We start from the raw sequence: 16,317 nt of genomic DNA on the forward strand, positions 1-16,317 counted from the left end.
GGCTTCTCTGAACCGGGGCGTTCCAGCCTAGCCGAAGCCCGGGAAGGGCGCGGGGTCCATGAAGCGGCGGACGGCATTGAGCACCAGCCGCGCCGCGGGTGTGGTGTAGTCGTTTATCGGCAGGGCGCCGATGTAATTCATCGAGCCGAAGGACAGTACCGCACCGCCTTTTGGTGCCTCGAAGAAGGTGATGTCGGAGCGCATCACCTCGTCATGCTGGCGTGGCCAGATCGTATGGTCGTAACGCTCCTCGTTCACCAGGGCGTAGCTCGGCTCGGTTACGATCGCCGTCGCCACGATCAGGGCATGGTGCGGGGTGCCGAGCCGTACATCCGCCCGATCCAGCTCATGCCCCGCGGCACCGCCGCCCATGAGGCCGCGCTCGCCGAATTCCTGGCCGGGCCTGGCGTCGATGCCCTCGCGCAGGAAGGCAACGCGCGGATCAAGGATGCCAGGGGCGAAATGGTAGGGGTGGCCGGTATAGTCGCCCTGGGTGCTGAAGCCGATGCCGACGATGCTTTGCGGCGGCCGGCCGAGGCGGCGCCAGAGCCCGCCATAGCTGCCGTCGAAGGCATGGTAGGATTCGCCCGGCTCGGCTGCCCAGAGGCGGATGCCGCCCTCGGCGCGCCGGATCTCGAGCGCCCATGGCCCGTCAGCATGCGGCATCACCTTCCAGTAGAAGCCGTTGCCGCCGAGATAGAGGAAGCGGCCGCCGCCGGCGATGTAGTGCGCGACGCCGTCGAGTGTTTGCTCTGAATGGTATTCCGGGTGCTGTCCGGTCAGCACCACGCTGTAGGGGGCAAGCGCCGCGGCACCCTCCGCATGCAGATCGTGGTCGGTGACGACCTCGTAGTCGATCCCTTCGCGGTCCAGCATATCGATGATGTAGCTGTCGGCCGTGATCCAGTAGGTGCCGGACCCGCCGGGCGAGGGGTCCATGGTCTGGATGTGGTTGACCCGTTTGTCGATCATTGGCCGCCGCATGGAGGCATAGGCGACGCCGCTGCCATCCGTATGCCAGTTATAGGTCGAGAGGCCGTATTCCGGGTGCCCGTCCGGCGATTGCTGCAGGGCGCCCCAGGTGATGGCGCGGTCCCGCAACTGGGCCTGGCGGCCGGGGCGGGCGAAATTGCCATAGATCGTGTAGGTGAAGGTCGGAGCCAGGAAGGCGACCTTGGCACGAAGCCCGGGCTGCGCGGCACGGATGTAGAACGGGATGTTGTCCCGCCAGCCGGCGCCTTCCAGATGCAGGGCATAGACGCCGCTCTGCCAGTCCGCCGGGATGGTGAGGCTGAGCGAGGGTTGCCAGCCGGCATCCCCCATATCGTCCTCGTGGAAATGGATGGCGGCCCATTGTTCCGGCGCCTCGGTCCAGCGCTGTACGGCGGCCGTCCAGCGGCTGCCGGTCATGGCGCGGGTCGGCAGATTGATGCAACGCCCATGCCAGCGGCCGGGGCCGATATCGGCGACATGGTCGCCGGTGATGCCGATGGCAAAATCCCATTCGGCCAGCAAGCCACTTTCGGGCAAGGCCGCACCCGCCGCCTGTGCCGCGAGCAGGGCGGCGGCATCCAGCCCGGCAGAGAGGCGCGGGCGCTCGATCTTGCCGTTGAAATGCCGTCCTGCCGGCAGGTCCGTCCCGATGGCGGCGCTGCCGAGGCCCATGGGCAGGGCAGGGAAGGTGCCAGTCGCCGTGGCTGCCTCGCTCCGGTCCAGCCGAGGCTTGCGAGGCTGCTGGCAGAGGGTGACGGTGCGGCTCTCCGGGTCGAGCACCATGGCGATGTCGTGCCAGGCCCGGCCGGTCAGTGGCAGGCCGGTTGAAACCCTTGTCCCATCGACCTCGCAGAAGGCACCCTCCGGTCCGAGGCCGAGTGCCAACCGGACACCGCCACCCTGCCAGGCCAGCACCACCCCCGGCTTCTCCGGCAGGGTCGGCCAGACCGTCGCCGCAAGGCCGACCTTCCGCCCGCCGTGGCCGAGATCGACCGCGGGGATGTCGACATAGCTGCCGCGGCGGATGGGTTGGTCCATCCCCGCATGGGTGCCCTCGATGGTGGAGGGCATCAGCATCTCGCGATACCCGGGGCCAGCAGGATTCGGATCCCCACAGTGGATGCGGGCGATACGGGCGGTGTAATCCGCCCCACCCTGAACACTGACCATGAAATGGATGGTTTCGCCCGGCTTCACGCTCCAGCGGTCGGCATAGCCGGTGATGGGGAGCATGAGGCAGCCTCCAGCGCAATGAAGACGGAAGTGTTTCGCTCCCCTCCGGGGGTGTCAATCACACCGGGCGATTTGGCGAAGTGGCCTTGAATGCCTATATAAGGGTCATGGAACCCGCGGGCCGAGGCCCGCCGGGCGCCCGGTCATTGCCATTCCGGCAGGGCCGGCCGAGCCCCAAGGAAACCGAGACGCGTGAGCGAAACCGAGAACGGCGCAGCTGGAGGGCCGGGCGACACTGCCCCGGTAGCGCTCGAGGAGGAGATGCGCCGCTCCTACCTCGATTACGCCATGAGCGTGATCGTGGCCCGTGCGCTGCCCGATGCCCGGGATGGGCTGAAGCCGGTGCATCGCCGCATTCTCTATGCGATGCAGGAAAGCGGCTATACCTCCGACAAGCCGCACCGCAAATCGGCCCGCGTGGTCGGCGACGTCATGGGTAAGTACCACCCCCATGGCGATGCCAGCATCTACGATGCCATGGTGCGCATGGCGCAGTCCTTCTCCATGCGGGTGCCGCTGATCGACGGCCAGGGCAATTTCGGCTCGGTTGACGGCGATCCGCCGGCGCAGATGCGCTACACCGAGGTGCGCCTCGCCAAGGCCGCGACCGCCCTGCTGGAGGGGATCGACGAAGACACCGTCGACTTCCAGCCGAATTACGACGAATCGGAGAGTGAGCCGCGGGCCCTGCCGGCGGCCTTCCCGAATCTCCTCGTCAACGGTGCCAATGGCATCGCGGTCGGCATGGCGACCAACATCCCGCCTCACAACCCAGGCGAGGTGATCGACGCGACGCTCGAGCTGATCCAGGATCCCGAGACGCCGCTCTCCCGACTGATGGAGATCATGCCCGGTCCGGACTTCCCGACCGGCGCGCTGATCCTTGGCCGCTCCGGCATCCGCGCCGCCTTCGAGACCGGGCGGGGCTCCATCCCGTTGCGCGCACGCTGCGAGATCGAGGAGATGCGCGGCAGCCGCCAGGCGATCGTCGTCAGCGAGATCCCCTATCAGGTCAACAAATCGACCCTGCAGGAGCGCATCGCCGAGCTGGTGCGCGGCAAGCAGATCGAGGGCATCTCCGACATGCGGGACGAGAGCGACCGCGACGGGATGCGCATCGTCATCGAGCTGAAGCGGGATGCGACGGCGGAGGTGGTGCTGAACCAGCTCTACCGCATGACGCAGCTGCAGACTTCCTTTCCCGTCAATTTCCTGGCCCTGAACAATGGCCGGCCGGAGCAGATGGGGCTGATCACGGCGCTGAAGGCTTTCATCGCCTTCCGCGAGGAGGTGATCCTTCGCCGCTCCCGCTTCCGCCTGGCGAAGGCACGCGAGAGAGGGCATCTGCTGATCGGCCTCGCCATCGCGGTCGCCAATATCGACGAGGTCATCCGCCTGATCCGTGCCAGCCGTGACGGGACCGAGGCTCGCCTCGCCCTGATGGCACGGGACTGGCCGGCGGGCGATGTCGGCGTGCTGCTGGCGCTGATCGAGGATGCCGGCAATATCGTGACGCCCGAGGGCACGGTGCGCCTGACCGAGGCGCAGGCCCGTGGCATCCTGGCCCTGACCCTGAACCGCCTCACCGGCCTTGAGCGCGAGAAGATCGCAGCCGAGCTGGAGGAGGTCGGTGGCCGCATCCGTGAGTTGCTCGAGATCCTCGGCAGCCATCCGCGCCGGATGGAGGTCATGGCGGAGGAGCTGCGCGCGGTGCGCGCCCAGATCGCCTCGCCGCGCATGACCCAGATCGTCGATTTCGTCGCCGATCTGGACGATGAGAGCCTGATCGAGCCGGGCAACATGGTCGTCACCCTGACGCGGGACGGCTATGTGAAGCGCACGCCGCTCGATGTCTTCCGCGCGCAGAATCGCGGCGGGCGCGGGCGCAGCGCGGCCGGCACGCGGCAGGACGACGTCGTGGTGCGCAGCTTCATTGCGCACACCCACCAATGGGTGATGTTCTTCACCAGCCGCGGCATCGCATTCCGCGAGAAGATCTGGCAGCTCCCCGAGGGTGGCGCCACCGGCAAGGGCCGCAGCCTCCGCCAGGTGCTGCAGCTGCAGGAGAATGAGCAGATCACCGCCGTGCTGCCGCTGCCGCAGGATGAGAGCCTGTGGGACGGGCTGCACCTCGTCTTCGCCACCGCTTCGGGTGGCGTGCGGCGCAACCGCTTGTCCGACTTCCGCAATGTCCGCGCCGCCGGCCTCATCGCCATGAAGCTCGAGGATGGCGACAACCTGATCGGCGTGCAGACCTGCCGCGAGGGCGACGACGTGCTGCTCGCCACGCGCAAGGGCCGCGCCATCCGCTTCCAGGCCACCGACGATGTGCTCCGCGTCTTCGCCAGCCGCGACAGCAGCGGCGTGCGCGGCATCCGCCTCGCCAAGGGGGATGAGGTGATCGCGCTCTCGGTGCTGCGCCATGTCGAGGCGACGCCTGCCGAGCGCGAGGCAGCCATCCGCAATGCCGCCCAGCGCCGCCGCGCCATCGGCAATGTCGGTGAGGAGGTGGAGGCAGCGCCGGCCGCCGAGGAGGGCGAGGAGGAGGCCGTGGCCGAGATCACCCTCACGCCGGAGCGGGCACGCGAACTGGAGGACCAGGAGGAGATCATCCTCACCATCACCGATGGCGGTTTCGGCAAGCGCAGCCTCGCCTATGACTACCGGATCACTGGCCGGGGCGGGCAGGGGCTCGAGAACATGGTCTTCAGCCGGCGCACGGGGCGGGAGGTGGTAGCCACCTTCCCGGTGCGGCCCGGCGATGACGTCATGCTGGTGACCGATACCGGCCGGCTCATCCGTCTTCCCGCCGATCAGGTGCGCTTGACGCGGCGCCGCGGCCTCGGCGTGATGATGCTGCGGCTGAATGAGGGGGAACGCGTGACGAGTTGCTTCCCGGTGGTGGACGATCAGGGCGAGGCCGGGCCCGATTCCGGCGCTGCCCAGACCGGCGCGCTGGCGGCGACCGAGCCGGTGGTCGATTCGGGCACGCCCTCCGATGCCTGAGCGCGTCGGGCTCTACGCCGGTACCTTCGATCCCGTGACGAACGGGCATCTCGATGTCATCGGCCGGGCGGCAGGGCTGCTCGACCGGCTGGTGATCGGTGTCGCCATCAACACCGGCAAGGGCCCGCTCTTCCCACTCGAGGAGCGGGTGGAGCTGGTGCGGGCCGAGGCTGCCCCGATCGCCGGGCGCAGCGGCACCCGGGTCGAGGTGCTGCCCTTCGAGGGGCTGGTCGTCGACTTCGCCCGCCAGGTCGGCGCCGGGGTGATCCTGCGCGGCCTCCGCTCGGTCACGGATTTCGATTACGAATACCAGATGGCGGGTATGAATCGCCGGCTGGATGACAGCATCGAGACGGTCTTCCTTCTGGCCAGCGAGACGAACCAATTCATCGCCTCGCGTTTGGTGAAGGAGATTGCGCGGCTCGGGGGTGACATCAGCAGCTTCGTGCCGAAACTGACACTGGAGCGGACCCTGGCCCGGGTGCGCGAGCCCCGGGCGGGCTGAGCCGGCCCGGTCTCCATACCGGTCCGGCCTTCATAGGAGAGACGAATGCGCCGACGCGACCTGGCCGGGCTTGCCGCCCTGGCCACGACCAGCAGCCTCGCCACCACGGCTTCGGCCCAGGCGGAGGAGCGCCTGCAGCTCGAGCTGAAGGACGGCACGGTCACCATCCAATTCCTGCCCGATGTGGCGCCGAAGCATGTCGAGCGGATCAAGCTGCTGGTCCGGCGCGGCTTCTATGACGGCACCCCTTTCCATCGGGTGATCGAAGGCTTCATGGCCCAGGGCGGCGACCCGACCGGCACCGGCACGGGCGGCGCACGGGACCTGCCCGATCTTCCGGCCGAGTTCACCAACAAGTACCGCTTCCTGCGCGGCACCTGCGGCATGGCGCGCAGCCAGAACCCGAACAGCGCGAACAGCCAGTTCTTCATCATGTTCGCACCGGCGCCGAGCCTGGATGGCCAGTACACCATCTGGGGCAAGGTCATCGCCGGCATGGACGCCGTGGACAAGGTCAAGCGCGGCGCCCCCGGCAGCGGCACCGTCAGCGGGCCGGACAAGATCATCCGCGCACGCATCGTCACCGCCTGACACCCGAAATAACAGAGGAGTACCGCCATGAGTGACGAAGCTGGCAGCCCGGCCGAAATTCCCGGCGAGCCCCCGATCGGCGAGCCCGCCGCTGCCCCCGCCGCCGCCCCCGCCGCCGCCACGCCTGACCCGGCGCTGGACAATACCCTGATCCTGGAGCTGAAGGACGGCAAGGTCACCATCGAGCTGCGGCCGGACCTGGCGCCGCAGCATGTCGAGCGGATCAAGACCCTGGTGCGCGCCGGCTTCTACGATGGTACGCCCTTCCATCGCGTGATTGAGGGCTTCATGGCCCAGGGCGGCGACCCGACCGGCACCGGCACGGGCGGCGCCCGCGATGCTGGCCATGCCGATCTTCCCGCCGAGTTCTCGCCGCCGGCCAAGGCCCGCTTCGTCCGCGGCACCTGCGGCATGGCGCGCACGCAGAACCCCGACAGCGCGAACAGCCAGTTCTTCATCATGTTCGGACCGGCGCCGAGCCTCGATGGCCAGTACACCATCTGGGGCCGCGTCGTCTCCGGCATGGAGGTGGTCGACAAGATCAAGCGCGGCGGTGGTGGCAATGGGATGGTCCAGGGCCCCGACAAGCTGGTCAAGGCGACCATCGCTGCGGACGCTCCGGCGACCTGAGACTTGACAGATGGACGCCCCCGGGCTTTTGGGGGCGCCCGCCTGTCCATGCGGTGCCTGTGAGCCGGTAGCTCAGCTGGTAGAGCACGGGACTTTTAATCTCGTGGCCGTGGGTTCGAATCCCACCCGGCTCACCAGGGCGGCCCCCCAAACGTGCCATGCAAAACCTGGACGGCTGATCCTACTTTAATGCTGGATCGGAGCGCGGGCGGACGTGCATTCTGTACGGCTCGACGCGGCGGCCAATAGTCCGGGACACAACAATGAATCACCACCAAGTCATCAACGTCTCGGACGAGGTGGGTGTTGATCCCAACGGGGTCCGGATCATTCTCGATACGGCGGAAGGCCCGCTTTCGTTATCCATCCCGCTGGAGACTGCCGAGGCATTGCTGTTGAACCTGCGAAGCGCTGCGGATGATGCACATCGGCAGCGCATCGTGCAGGGCAATGCGCTGCGCAAGGCCATCATCTCGACCGACCGCCCACCGCTCGACACCACCGGCTGCATGGCGAGCGCCACCGAGGATGGCCGAATCCTTCTGCAGTTCCGGCATGCCGCAGCGGCGACGACCTCGATCTTCGTGCCGCCCGTGGGGGCTGCCATGCTGGCGAAGGCGCTCGGCGACCTCAGCCGCACCGTGAAGCCCCAGGGCGCAGGCGGTGCCCCGCAGCAAATGACCGACCAAAGGGCGAAGCGCGGCGCCTGATGCGCGCCGCCGCCCCCGCCTGATGCTGGGGGGTGCTCTGGCTTCGGGCAGGACAGCGTGCTTTATCGCTGATCTCACTGCACTGCCTGGAAATCCTGCATGCCCTCGCTGCCGGCCCTTGCGGCCGGGTTGCTCGCCGGCTTCGTCGGTTTCGCCTCCTCCTTCGCCGTGGTCCTGCAAGGGCTGAGCACCATGGGTGCCGGCCCGGCCGAGGCCGCCTCCGGCCTGATGGCCCTTTCCATGGCCATGGGGCTTTGTGGCATCGTCCTGAGCCTGTGGCGGCGCATGCCCATCAGCGTGGCCTGGTCGACGCCGGGAGCGGCATTGCTGGCGGCCTCCGCCACGCCGGAAGGCGGCTTCCCCGTCGCGGTCGGTGCCTTCCTGATCAGCGGCGCGCTGCTGGTACTGGCGGGGCTGTGGCGGCCCTTCGGCCGGGCGGTGGCGTCGATCCCGGCGCCGCTCGCCAGCGCGATGCTGGCCGGGGTGCTGCTGGGCCTCTGCCTGGCACCCGTGCGGGTCATCGCCGAGGCGCCCTGGGCGGGCCTCGCCATCATCCTGGCCTGGGCCTTGGTCGGCCGGTTCAACCGGTTGCTGGCGGTGCCCGCGGCGCTGGCGGTGGCGGGCGCGGTCATCGCAGCGACCGTCGATTTGCCGCCGGGCATCCTTGCCGCGGCCGGGCCGGTACCGGTCTGGATCGCTCCACGCTTCACCTGGGCCTCGGCGATCGGCATCGCCCTCCCGCTCTTCATCGTCACCATGGCGTCGCAGAACATCCCCGGCATGGCGGTACTGACGGCCAATGGCTACCGGCCCGAGGCTGGGCCGCTTTTCGCGGTAACGGGGCTTTTCACCCTCGCCGGAGCACCGCTCGGTGGACATGCGGTCAATCTCGCCGCCATCACCGCGGCGCTCTGCGCCAGCCCGGAGGCGGAGCCGGATCCGTCGCGCCGGTGGTGGGCGGCGGTGGTGGCGGGGCTCGTCTATGTCGGCTTCGGGCTCCTGGCCGGTGCGGCGGTCGCCTTCATGGCGGCGGCGCCGCCGGTCCTGATCCAGGCGGTGGCCGGGCTGGCGCTGCTCGGTGCCTTCGGCAACGCGATGCATGCAGCGGTCGCGGCCCCGGCGCACCGGGAGGCGGCGATCATCACCTTCGTGGTCACGGCATCGGGGCTCTCGATCTTCGGGATCAGTGGCGCCTTCTGGGGCTTGTTGGCGGGCGGCGCCATGCTGCTGCTGCACAGGCTTCGCTGATCCGCCGGGCCGTTCGCCAGAGCGACCTCCGTCCGGCGTGACCATCGGGCCGGAAGCCGCTCGACAGATCGAAGCTAATCGATTCGGATTCCCGCCGCCTCGGCGGTGCGCCGCCAGCGGGCTGATTCCGTGACGATGGTTGCGGCGAATGCGTCCGGGCTCGTCCAATGGGCGGCGGCGCCCTGCTCGCGCAGCCCGTCGCGCACCGCCGGCATCTCGCTTGCGGCCTTCAGCGCGGCCGACAGGCGCTCGACGATCGCGCCTGGCAGGCCGGCGGGGCCGAGCAGGCTGTACCAATTATCTGCCAGTATCTCCGGCAGTCCGGCTTCCGAGGTGGTCGGCAGGTCGGGGAGGAGAGGGCTGCGGGCGGTGCTGGCGAGGGCGAGGGCGTGGAGCGCGCCGCTCCGCAGATGCGCCAGCACGACAGGCAGGTCGGCGAAGAGCAGTTGAATCTGCCCGCCCAGGAGGTCCGTCACCGCCGGCGCGCCGCCGCGATAGGGTACAACGGTGAGTTCCATGCCGGTCTGCAGCCGCAGCATCTCCGCGGCGAGATGGGAAATGCCCGCAGCGCCCGCGGTGCCGATGGCAAGCCGCGTCCCTGGCCGCCGCGCGAGCGCCAGCAACCCGGCTAGGTCGGTCACGCCAAGGCCCGGAGCGGCGACCAGCGCTTCCGGCACCAGGGTGACGATGCTGACCGGGGTGAGGTCCTGCGGCACCCGGTAGGGCATGGTCGCCGTCACATGGGGGATGATGACGAGGGCGCCGCTGCTGGTCAGCACCAGCGTATGCCCATCGGGCGGCGCCTTGGCCACGGCATCGACGCCGAGCACGCCGCCGGCGCCGGGCCGGTTCTCGATCACCACAGGCTGCCCGAGCATGGCCGAGAGCGGCTGGGCATAGAGTCGGGCAACGAGGTCGTTGGGGCCGCCGGGCGGAAACGGGACGATCAGGCGAATCGGCCGGCTCGGCCAGCCGGGTTGTGCCCATGCGGTGACTGGCAGGGCCGCGGCGGCCGCCAGCAACTGGCGTCGGTGCATGGGCGATCCTCCGCGTCTTGTTCTCCCATGATCATGCCGATGGAAGCCGCGGGCAGGAAGCGCCGCTGCTACCAGCCTGCCACCGGCGGTACCGCATAGGGTCGGCCATAGGGGTCGGCCTGGGGCTGCGGCTGATATTGGGGTTGGTACTGGGGCTGATACTGCGGCTGGTATTGGGGCTGGTATTGCGGCTCGGCGTAGTAGCCCTGGGTGGCGGCCGATTCCCGCCGGTCCGCCGAATTGCCGACCAACCCGCCGACCAGGGCGCCCGCCGCTGCCCCGCCGACGATGGCGCCGCCGCCCTGTCCGAGCACCGCCCCGAGCAAGCCACCCGCGGCCGCGCCGGTGACGGCGCCCGCGGCGGTACTCGAATGCGGTGTGGCGTAATAGGGCGTCTGCTCCACCTGCACGCAGGCGACGAGCGGGAGCGTCGTGAGGACCAAGAGCCCAGGCCTGAACTTCATCACCATCCACCTCCGATGCGCCCTCGCAACGCGCGACGACCGGAAAGGCTGCATCAACCGTTACGGAAGCGGCCATCCGGTGGCCCTGCCGTGGCAATCCTGGGGCAGGCGGCCTCGACAGGCGCCTGGATCGGCGGAACACTGGCCCGGCGCAATCATCGGGGGATGCGGTGCCGGAGACAGACCCACCGCAGGCCAGGCTGCTCGACATACTTCGGGTCTTCGCCGCCCTCGGCATGGCAAGTTTCGGCGGCGGCCTCGCCGGCTGGATACACCGCGAGGTGGTGGTGCGGCGCCGCTGGCTGAGCGAGGAGGGTTTTCTCACCGGCGTCGCGCTGGGCCAGGTGCTGCCGGGGCCGAACAGCGTGAACCTCGCGCTCTATATCGGCCAGCAGCTGCGTGGGCTGTCCGGGGCCGCGATGGCCTTCCTTGGCATATTGGGGCCACCGTTCCTTTTCATCCTCGGCCTTGCGCTGCTTTACGGCTGGGGGCTTGGCATGGCGGGCTTCGGTGTCGTGCTGGGCGGAGTGGCGGCCGCCGGACTGGCCAACTCCCTGACCACGGGGCTGCGCACCGCCCGCCATATGCGGGGCGCCTGGCCCTGGGTCATGGCGGGGGCGACCTTCGTTGCAGTCGGATTGCTGCGCTGGCCGATGATCCCGGTGGTGGCCGTGCTGATCCCGGCCAGCATCGCGCTGGCCTGGGCCGGGTCCCGTGCCCGTGGGTGAGCGGCTTCTTGCCCTGTTGATGGTTTTTGCCCCGCTCTCGCTGGTCTCGCTCGGCGGCGGCCCGTCGATCTTCGCCGAGATGCAACGCCAGGCGGTCGAGGTGCATGGCTGGATGACGGACCGCCAGTTCATCGACCTCTTCGCCATCTCCCGCGCCGCGCCGGGTCCAGGCTCCCTGATCTGCGCCCTGGTCGGATGGCAGGCAGCAGGGTTTGCAGGTGCGCTGGTCGGTGCGGTCGGCCTCTACGGCCCGTCCTCCTGCCTGCTTCTGGCGGTCGGCCACTGGTGGCGGCGGCGCGGGGACAGCCCGGTGCGGCGGGTGATCGAGCGGGGGCTGGCGCCCATCGCGGTCGGGTTGATCTTCGCCGGCGTCTATACGTTGCTGCAGGCCGATGGCGCCGGGTGGCTCGAGGTGGCGACGCTCGGCGCCTGCACCCTCGCCTTGCTCCGCGGGGCAAGCCCCTATGCCGTCATGGGGGTGGTGGCGCTGCTCTATGCCGGGTTGCAGCAAGCCGGTGCGATAGGCGGTTAGCCGGCTAACTGTCCCCGTTGACAGGGGAAGGGGCCGGGCAACAGGATGCGCGGCCAATCACACGCCGAAGAATGAGGAACGTCATGGCCGAAGCGTCGCAATACGTCGAGCACGCCCGCGATGGGGATGTGCATGTGCTGCGCATCGCCAATGCCCCGGTCAACACGCTGCGGACCGAGGTACGGGCCGGCCTCCTCGACGGGCTGAAAGCGGCGGGGGGTGCCAAGGCCGTCGTCATCATCGGCTCGGGCCGTAATTTCAGTGCCGGCGCGGAGATGACCGAATTCGGCAAGCCGCGCGTGCCGCCCTCGCTGACCGACGTGTTCGATGCGATCGAGGCCTCACCGGTGCCGGTGGTCGCGGCCATCCATGGCAACGCCCTGGGCGGTGGCCTGGAGCTGGCGCTGGCCTGCCATGCGCGCGTGGCCGCGCCGGGCGCCCAGGTCGGCCTGCCCGAGGTGAAGCGCGGCTTCGTGCCGGGCGCCGGCGGCACCCAGCGCCTGCCGCGGCTGATCGGCCTCGACGCGCTGAAGATCATCGTGGGCGGCGAGCCGGTCAGCGCCGAGCAGGCGGTGAAGCTTGGCTTCATCGACGCCGTGGTCGAAGGGCCGCTGGAGAAGGGGGCGGTCGAATGGGCCCGGGCCAATGCCGGGCGCAGCTTCACCCTGGCCCGCAACCGCAACGACAAGATCGCCGGCTATGACGCGGCCGCCTTCGACGCGGCGGTGAAGCCGCTGACAGCGCGGACGCGGGGCCAGGAAAGCCCCCTCGGCTGCGTCGAGGCGGTGCGTGCCGCCTTCACCATGCCCTTCGAGGAGGGGCTGAAGGTCGAGCGCGACCAGTTCCAACGCCTGGTTTCCGGCGAGCAGAGCCAGGCGTTGCGCCACATCTTTTTCGGTGAGCGCGAGGCGCAGCGCGTGCCCGACCTCCCGGCGGATGCCAAGCCGTTGACCGTCAACAAGCTGGTCGTCATTGGTGGCGGCACGATGGGCGGCGGCATCGCCATGTCGGCGGCGAATTTCGGCCTGCCGGTGACCATCGTCGAGACGTCGGAGGAGGCCCTGGAACGCGGGCTGAAGCGCTGCGAGGCGAATTGGGAGCGGACCGTCAAGAGCGGGCGGCTGTCGCAGGCGGAGTACGAGAAGCGCCGCGCCCTGCTCTCCGGCAGCACCGACTTCGAAAAGGCCGTGGGCGAGGCGGATCTCGTCATCGAAGCCGTCTTCGAGAACATGGAGGTCAAGAAGGAGGTTTTCGCGCGGCTCGACAAGGCGGCGCGGCCGGGCGTGGTGCTCGCCTCCAACACCTCGACCCTCGATATCGACGGGATCGCCTCCGCCACCAAGCGGCCCGAGCTCGTCATCGGGATGCATTTCTTCAGCCCGGCCAATGTGATGCGGCTGCTGGAGAACGTGCGCGGCTCCGCCACCAACGCCACGGCCATCGCCACGGCAACCGAGGTGGGCAAGCGCATCGGCAAGCTGCCCGTGCTGGTCGGCAATTGCGACGGCTTCGTTGGCAACCGCATGACCGGCAAGCGTGGCCCACAGGTGGAGAAGCTGCTGCTGGAGGGCTGCCTGCCGCAGGATATCGACCGTGTCATGGAAGGCTACGGCATGGCGATGGGGCCGTTGGCGACGGGCGACCTCGCCGGCCTCGATATCGGCGCGGCGGTACGCAAGGCGCGCGGCACTGTGGCGCCGATCGCCGATGCCGTGGTGACCGCCGGGCGGCTGGGGCAGAAGACCTCCAAGGGCTATTACGACTACGACGAGAACCGCAAGCGCATGCCCTCGAAGGAGGTCGAGCAGATCATCCTCGATACCGCCGAGAAGATGCAGGTGCGCCGCCGCAAGATCGAGGATCAGGAGATCCTCGAGCGCCTGCTGCTGCCGATGGTGAACGAGGGCGCGCGCATCCTCGAGGAGGGTGTCGCCTACCGTCCCATCGATATCGACGTGATCTTCACGAACGGCTTCGGCTGGCCCGCCTTCCGCGGCGGGCCGATGTTCTGGGCGGACCGGATGGGCCTGAAGGCGGTGCGCGACAAGCTGGCGCATTACGCCGAGGTGACCGGCGACCGGAACCTGCAGCCCTGCGCCCTGATCGAGAAACTCGCGGCCGAGGGCGGCAGCTTTGCCAGCCTCAAGCGCGCCGCCTGAACCAGCAAAAAGGAGAGAGAGGCCATGGACCTCCGCTTCACCGACGAGGAGATCGCCTTCCGCCAGGAGGTCCGCGATTTCATCGCCAAGGAATTGCCGGCCGAGACGCGTGAGCGGATGGTCGCCGGCAGGTCTCCCACCAAGCAGCAGGTGGTGGACTGGCAGCGTAAGCTGAACGCCCGCGGCTGGGCCGCGCCGGAATGGCCGAAGGAGGCTGGTGGCCCCGGCTGGACGCTGGCGCAGCGCTACATCTTCCGCGAGGAGTTGCAGCAGGCCCCGGCACCGTCCCCGCTCGGCTTCAACATCAACATGTGCGGGCCGGTCATCATCGAGTTTGGCACCGAGGAGCAGAAGCAGAAGTATCTGCCCCGCATGCTGAACCTCGATGATTGGTGGTGCCAGGGCTTCTCCGAGCCCGGCGCCGGCTCCGACCTCGCCGGCCTCAAGACCCGTGCGGTGCGCGAGGGCGACCACTACGTCGTCAACGGCCAGAAGACCTGGACGACCCTTGCCCAGCATGCCGACTGGATCTTCCTCCTCGTCCGTACCGACCCGAACGCGAAGAAGCAGGAAGGCATCTCCTTCCTGCTCTGCGACATGAAGACGCCGGGGATCACCGTCCGCCCGATCATCACCATCGAGGGCGGGCATGAGGTGAACGAGGTCTTCTTCGACGACGTGAAGGTGCCGGCCGAGAACCTGGTCGGCGAGGAGAACCGCGGCTGGGATTGCGCGAAATTCCTGCTCGGCAATGAGCGTTTCGGCCAGGCCCGCGTCGGCGCCTCGCGCGAGCGCATCCGCCGGCTGAAGGTCATCGCCCAGGAAAGCATGGATGGCGGCCGGCCGCTGATGGAGGACCCCGACTTCCGCCGCAAGGTGACGGAGATCGAGGTCGAGCTGAAGGCGCTCGAGATGACCGTCATGCGCGTCATCGCCACCGAGTCCAAGCGCAAGGACAAGAAGCCGGACCCGGCGACCTCGGTCCTCAAGATCAAGGGCACCGAGATCCAGCAGATGTGCTCCGAGCTGCTGATGAAGGCAGCCGGCCCCTATGCCTGGGCCGATGGCGACCCGGACGAGGAGGACGGGAGCAACGACGTGGATGTCGCGCCCGACTGGGCCTTCGGCCTCGCCGGCGTCTACTTCAACTGGCGCAAGCAGAGCATCTATGGCGGGTCGAACGAGATCCAGCGCAACATCATGGCCAAAGCCTTTCTGGGGCTCTGAGGGAACATGGATTTCGACCTGACGGAAGAACAGCGCCTGCTGCAGGACAGCGTGGCGCGGCTGCTCGGTGACAAATACGGCTTCGAGCAGCGCAAGGGCTACATGAAGTCGCCCGACGGCTGGAGCCGCGAGATCTGGGCGCAGTTCGCCGAGCTCGGCCTGCTCGGCTTGCCCTTCGGTGAGGATGAGGGCGGCTTCGGCGGCGGCCCGGTGGAGACGCTGCTGGTCGCCGAGCAGATCGGCCGCTTCATCACGCTCGAACCCTGGCTGAGCACCGTCGTCATCGGCGGCGGCTTCCTCCGCCACGGTGCCTCGCAGGAGCTGCGGAACGAACTCGTGCCGCAGGTTGCCGCGGGCGAGATGCTGCTGGCCTTCGCCCAGGTGGAGCGCCAGTCGCGCTACGATCTGTTCGACGTGACCACGACGGCGAAGAAGGATGGCAGCAGCTGGGTCATCAATGGCCGTAAAGGCTATGTGGTGCATGGCGACAGCGCCGACCGCCTGATCGTCACCGCACGCGTGGCCGGCGGTCAGCGCGACCTGAAAGGCATCGGCGTCTTCCTCGTCGATGCCAAGGATCCGGGCGTGCAGCGTCGCGGCTATCGCACGGTGGACGGGCAGCGGGCGGCGGAGATCGAGCTCTCCAATGTCCGGGCGCTCGCCGTGCTGGGCAATCCGGAGGACGGCCTGCCGCTGGTCGACCAGGTGGTGGACGAAAGCATTGCCGCGCTGGCCGGCGAGGCGGTCGGCGCCATGCAGGCCGCGCATGACATGACGATCGACTACATGAAGACGCGGCAGCAATTCGGCCGCCCGATCGGCAGCTTCCAGGCGCTGCAGCATCGCGCCGCGGATATGCTGGTCGCGCTCGAGCAATCCCGCTCCATGTCCTACTTCGCCGCCATGTCGGCCGCCGAGCGGAATCCGTTGGAGCGCCGCAAGGCCATGGCCTCGGTGAAGGTACAGATCGGTCGCTCGGCCCGCTTCGTCGGCCAGCAAAGCATCCAGCTGCATGGCGGCATTGCCATGACCATCGAGTATGCCTGCGGCCACTACTTCAAGCGGCTGACGGTGAATGACAGCATGTTCGGCGATGCCGACCATTATGTCCGCTACCTGGCCGAGACCGGCGGCCTCGTCGCCGCCGCCTGACAAGTCAGTGCCCGTTCGGTGAAAGCTCACGGGACGGGCAAGCTTGCCCGGTGCGGGTGCGCCATGCCGCGCACCCGCCCGTCATAAAGGGGTGGGTTCCCG

The 16,317-nt window shown here is 68.7% G+C and carries 14 protein-coding genes and 1 tRNA gene; 12 read left to right on the forward strand and 3 right to left on the reverse strand.

Features of this window, described 5'->3' with window-relative positions; all coding sequences use genetic code 11:
- Positions 1-27 precede the first annotated feature (27 nt).
- A complete protein-coding gene (locus BLR02_RS03340; RefSeq protein ID WP_090660427.1) occupies positions 28-2,226 on the reverse strand; it encodes a N,N-dimethylformamidase beta subunit family domain-containing protein in 2,199 nt (732 codons plus the stop codon).
- Positions 2,227-2,487: 261 nt separating this feature from the next.
- Here BLR02_RS03340 and gyrA point away from each other — a divergent pair, with 261 nt between their 5' ends.
- From gyrA to BLR02_RS03375, 7 genes are all read left to right on the forward strand, one after another.
- Positions 2,488-5,232, forward strand: a complete 2,745-nt coding sequence (gene gyrA / locus BLR02_RS03345; protein ID WP_090567083.1) for a DNA gyrase subunit A — start codon at positions 2,488-2,490, stop codon at positions 5,230-5,232.
- Positions 5,225-5,737, forward strand: coding sequence for a pantetheine-phosphate adenylyltransferase (gene coaD / locus BLR02_RS03350; RefSeq protein WP_090566951.1), 513 nt, complete (start codon positions 5,225-5,227; stop codon positions 5,735-5,737). Before gyrA ends, coaD begins: the two co-directional genes overlap by 8 nt.
- A 45-nt stretch (positions 5,738-5,782) precedes the next feature.
- Positions 5,783-6,328: a peptidylprolyl isomerase gene (locus BLR02_RS03355; RefSeq protein WP_090566948.1), complete on the forward strand. Its 546-nt coding sequence runs from the start codon at positions 5,783-5,785 to the stop codon at positions 6,326-6,328.
- A 27-nt stretch (positions 6,329-6,355) separates the two neighbouring features.
- Positions 6,356-6,958: a peptidylprolyl isomerase gene (locus tag BLR02_RS03360; protein ID WP_090660430.1), complete on the forward strand. Its 603-nt coding sequence runs from the start codon at positions 6,356-6,358 to the stop codon at positions 6,956-6,958.
- A 61-nt stretch (positions 6,959-7,019) separates the two neighbouring features.
- Positions 7,020-7,095: transfer RNA gene (locus tag BLR02_RS03365), tRNA-Lys, on the forward strand.
- Between the two features lie 126 nt (positions 7,096-7,221).
- Positions 7,222-7,668, forward strand: a complete 447-nt coding sequence (locus BLR02_RS03370) for a hypothetical protein (protein WP_090566942.1) — start codon at positions 7,222-7,224, stop codon at positions 7,666-7,668.
- A 99-nt stretch (positions 7,669-7,767) separates the two neighbouring features.
- Entirely contained in the window at positions 7,768-8,916 is a 1,149-nt protein-coding gene (locus BLR02_RS03375; RefSeq protein WP_090660433.1) for a benzoate/H(+) symporter BenE family transporter, read from the forward strand.
- Positions 8,917-8,990: 74 nt separating this feature from the next.
- Here the strand turns inward: BLR02_RS03375 and BLR02_RS03380 are convergent, their stop codons facing one another.
- Together BLR02_RS03380 and BLR02_RS03385 are read right to left on the reverse strand one after the other, a co-directional pair.
- Positions 8,991-9,953 carry a Bug family tripartite tricarboxylate transporter substrate binding protein gene (locus tag BLR02_RS03380; protein WP_090660437.1) on the reverse strand — a complete coding sequence of 321 codons (963 nt, stop codon included), beginning with the start codon at positions 9,951-9,953 and terminating at the stop codon, positions 8,991-8,993.
- A gap of 68 nt (positions 9,954-10,021) precedes the next feature.
- Entirely contained in the window at positions 10,022-10,417 is a 396-nt protein-coding gene (locus tag BLR02_RS03385) for a hypothetical protein (RefSeq protein ID WP_143018031.1), read from the reverse strand.
- Between the two features lie 170 nt (positions 10,418-10,587).
- Here BLR02_RS03385 and BLR02_RS03390 point away from each other — a divergent pair, with 170 nt between their 5' ends.
- The 5 genes from BLR02_RS03390 to BLR02_RS03410 all read left to right on the forward strand — a co-directional run bounded on the left by BLR02_RS03390 (position 10,588) and on the right by BLR02_RS03410 (position 16,215).
- A complete protein-coding gene (locus BLR02_RS03390) occupies positions 10,588-11,145 on the forward strand; it encodes a chromate transporter (RefSeq protein ID WP_090660443.1) in 558 nt (185 codons plus the stop codon).
- Between the two features lie 19 nt (positions 11,146-11,164).
- Positions 11,165-11,677 (forward strand): chromate transporter, encoded by a 513-nt coding sequence (locus BLR02_RS03395; RefSeq protein WP_090660446.1) that lies wholly within the window; start codon positions 11,165-11,167, stop codon positions 11,675-11,677.
- 71 nt (positions 11,678-11,748) lie between these two features.
- On the forward strand, positions 11,749-13,836 hold the full coding sequence (locus BLR02_RS03400; RefSeq protein WP_245704591.1) for a 3-hydroxyacyl-CoA dehydrogenase NAD-binding domain-containing protein: 2,088 nt from the start codon (positions 11,749-11,751) through the stop codon (positions 13,834-13,836).
- A 24-nt stretch (positions 13,837-13,860) separates the two neighbouring features.
- Positions 13,861-15,063 (forward strand): acyl-CoA dehydrogenase family protein, encoded by a 1,203-nt coding sequence (locus BLR02_RS03405; RefSeq protein ID WP_090566925.1) that lies wholly within the window; start codon positions 13,861-13,863, stop codon positions 15,061-15,063.
- Between the two features lie 6 nt (positions 15,064-15,069).
- Complete coding sequence (locus BLR02_RS03410) at positions 15,070-16,215, forward strand: acyl-CoA dehydrogenase family protein (protein WP_090566922.1); 1,146 nt, start codon at positions 15,070-15,072, stop codon at positions 16,213-16,215.
- Positions 16,216-16,317 lie beyond the last annotated feature (102 nt).

Origin of the sequence: Belnapia rosea, from assembly GCF_900101615.1 — a bacterium.
GTDB classification, from domain to species: Bacteria; Pseudomonadota; Alphaproteobacteria; order Acetobacterales; family Acetobacteraceae; genus Belnapia; species Belnapia rosea.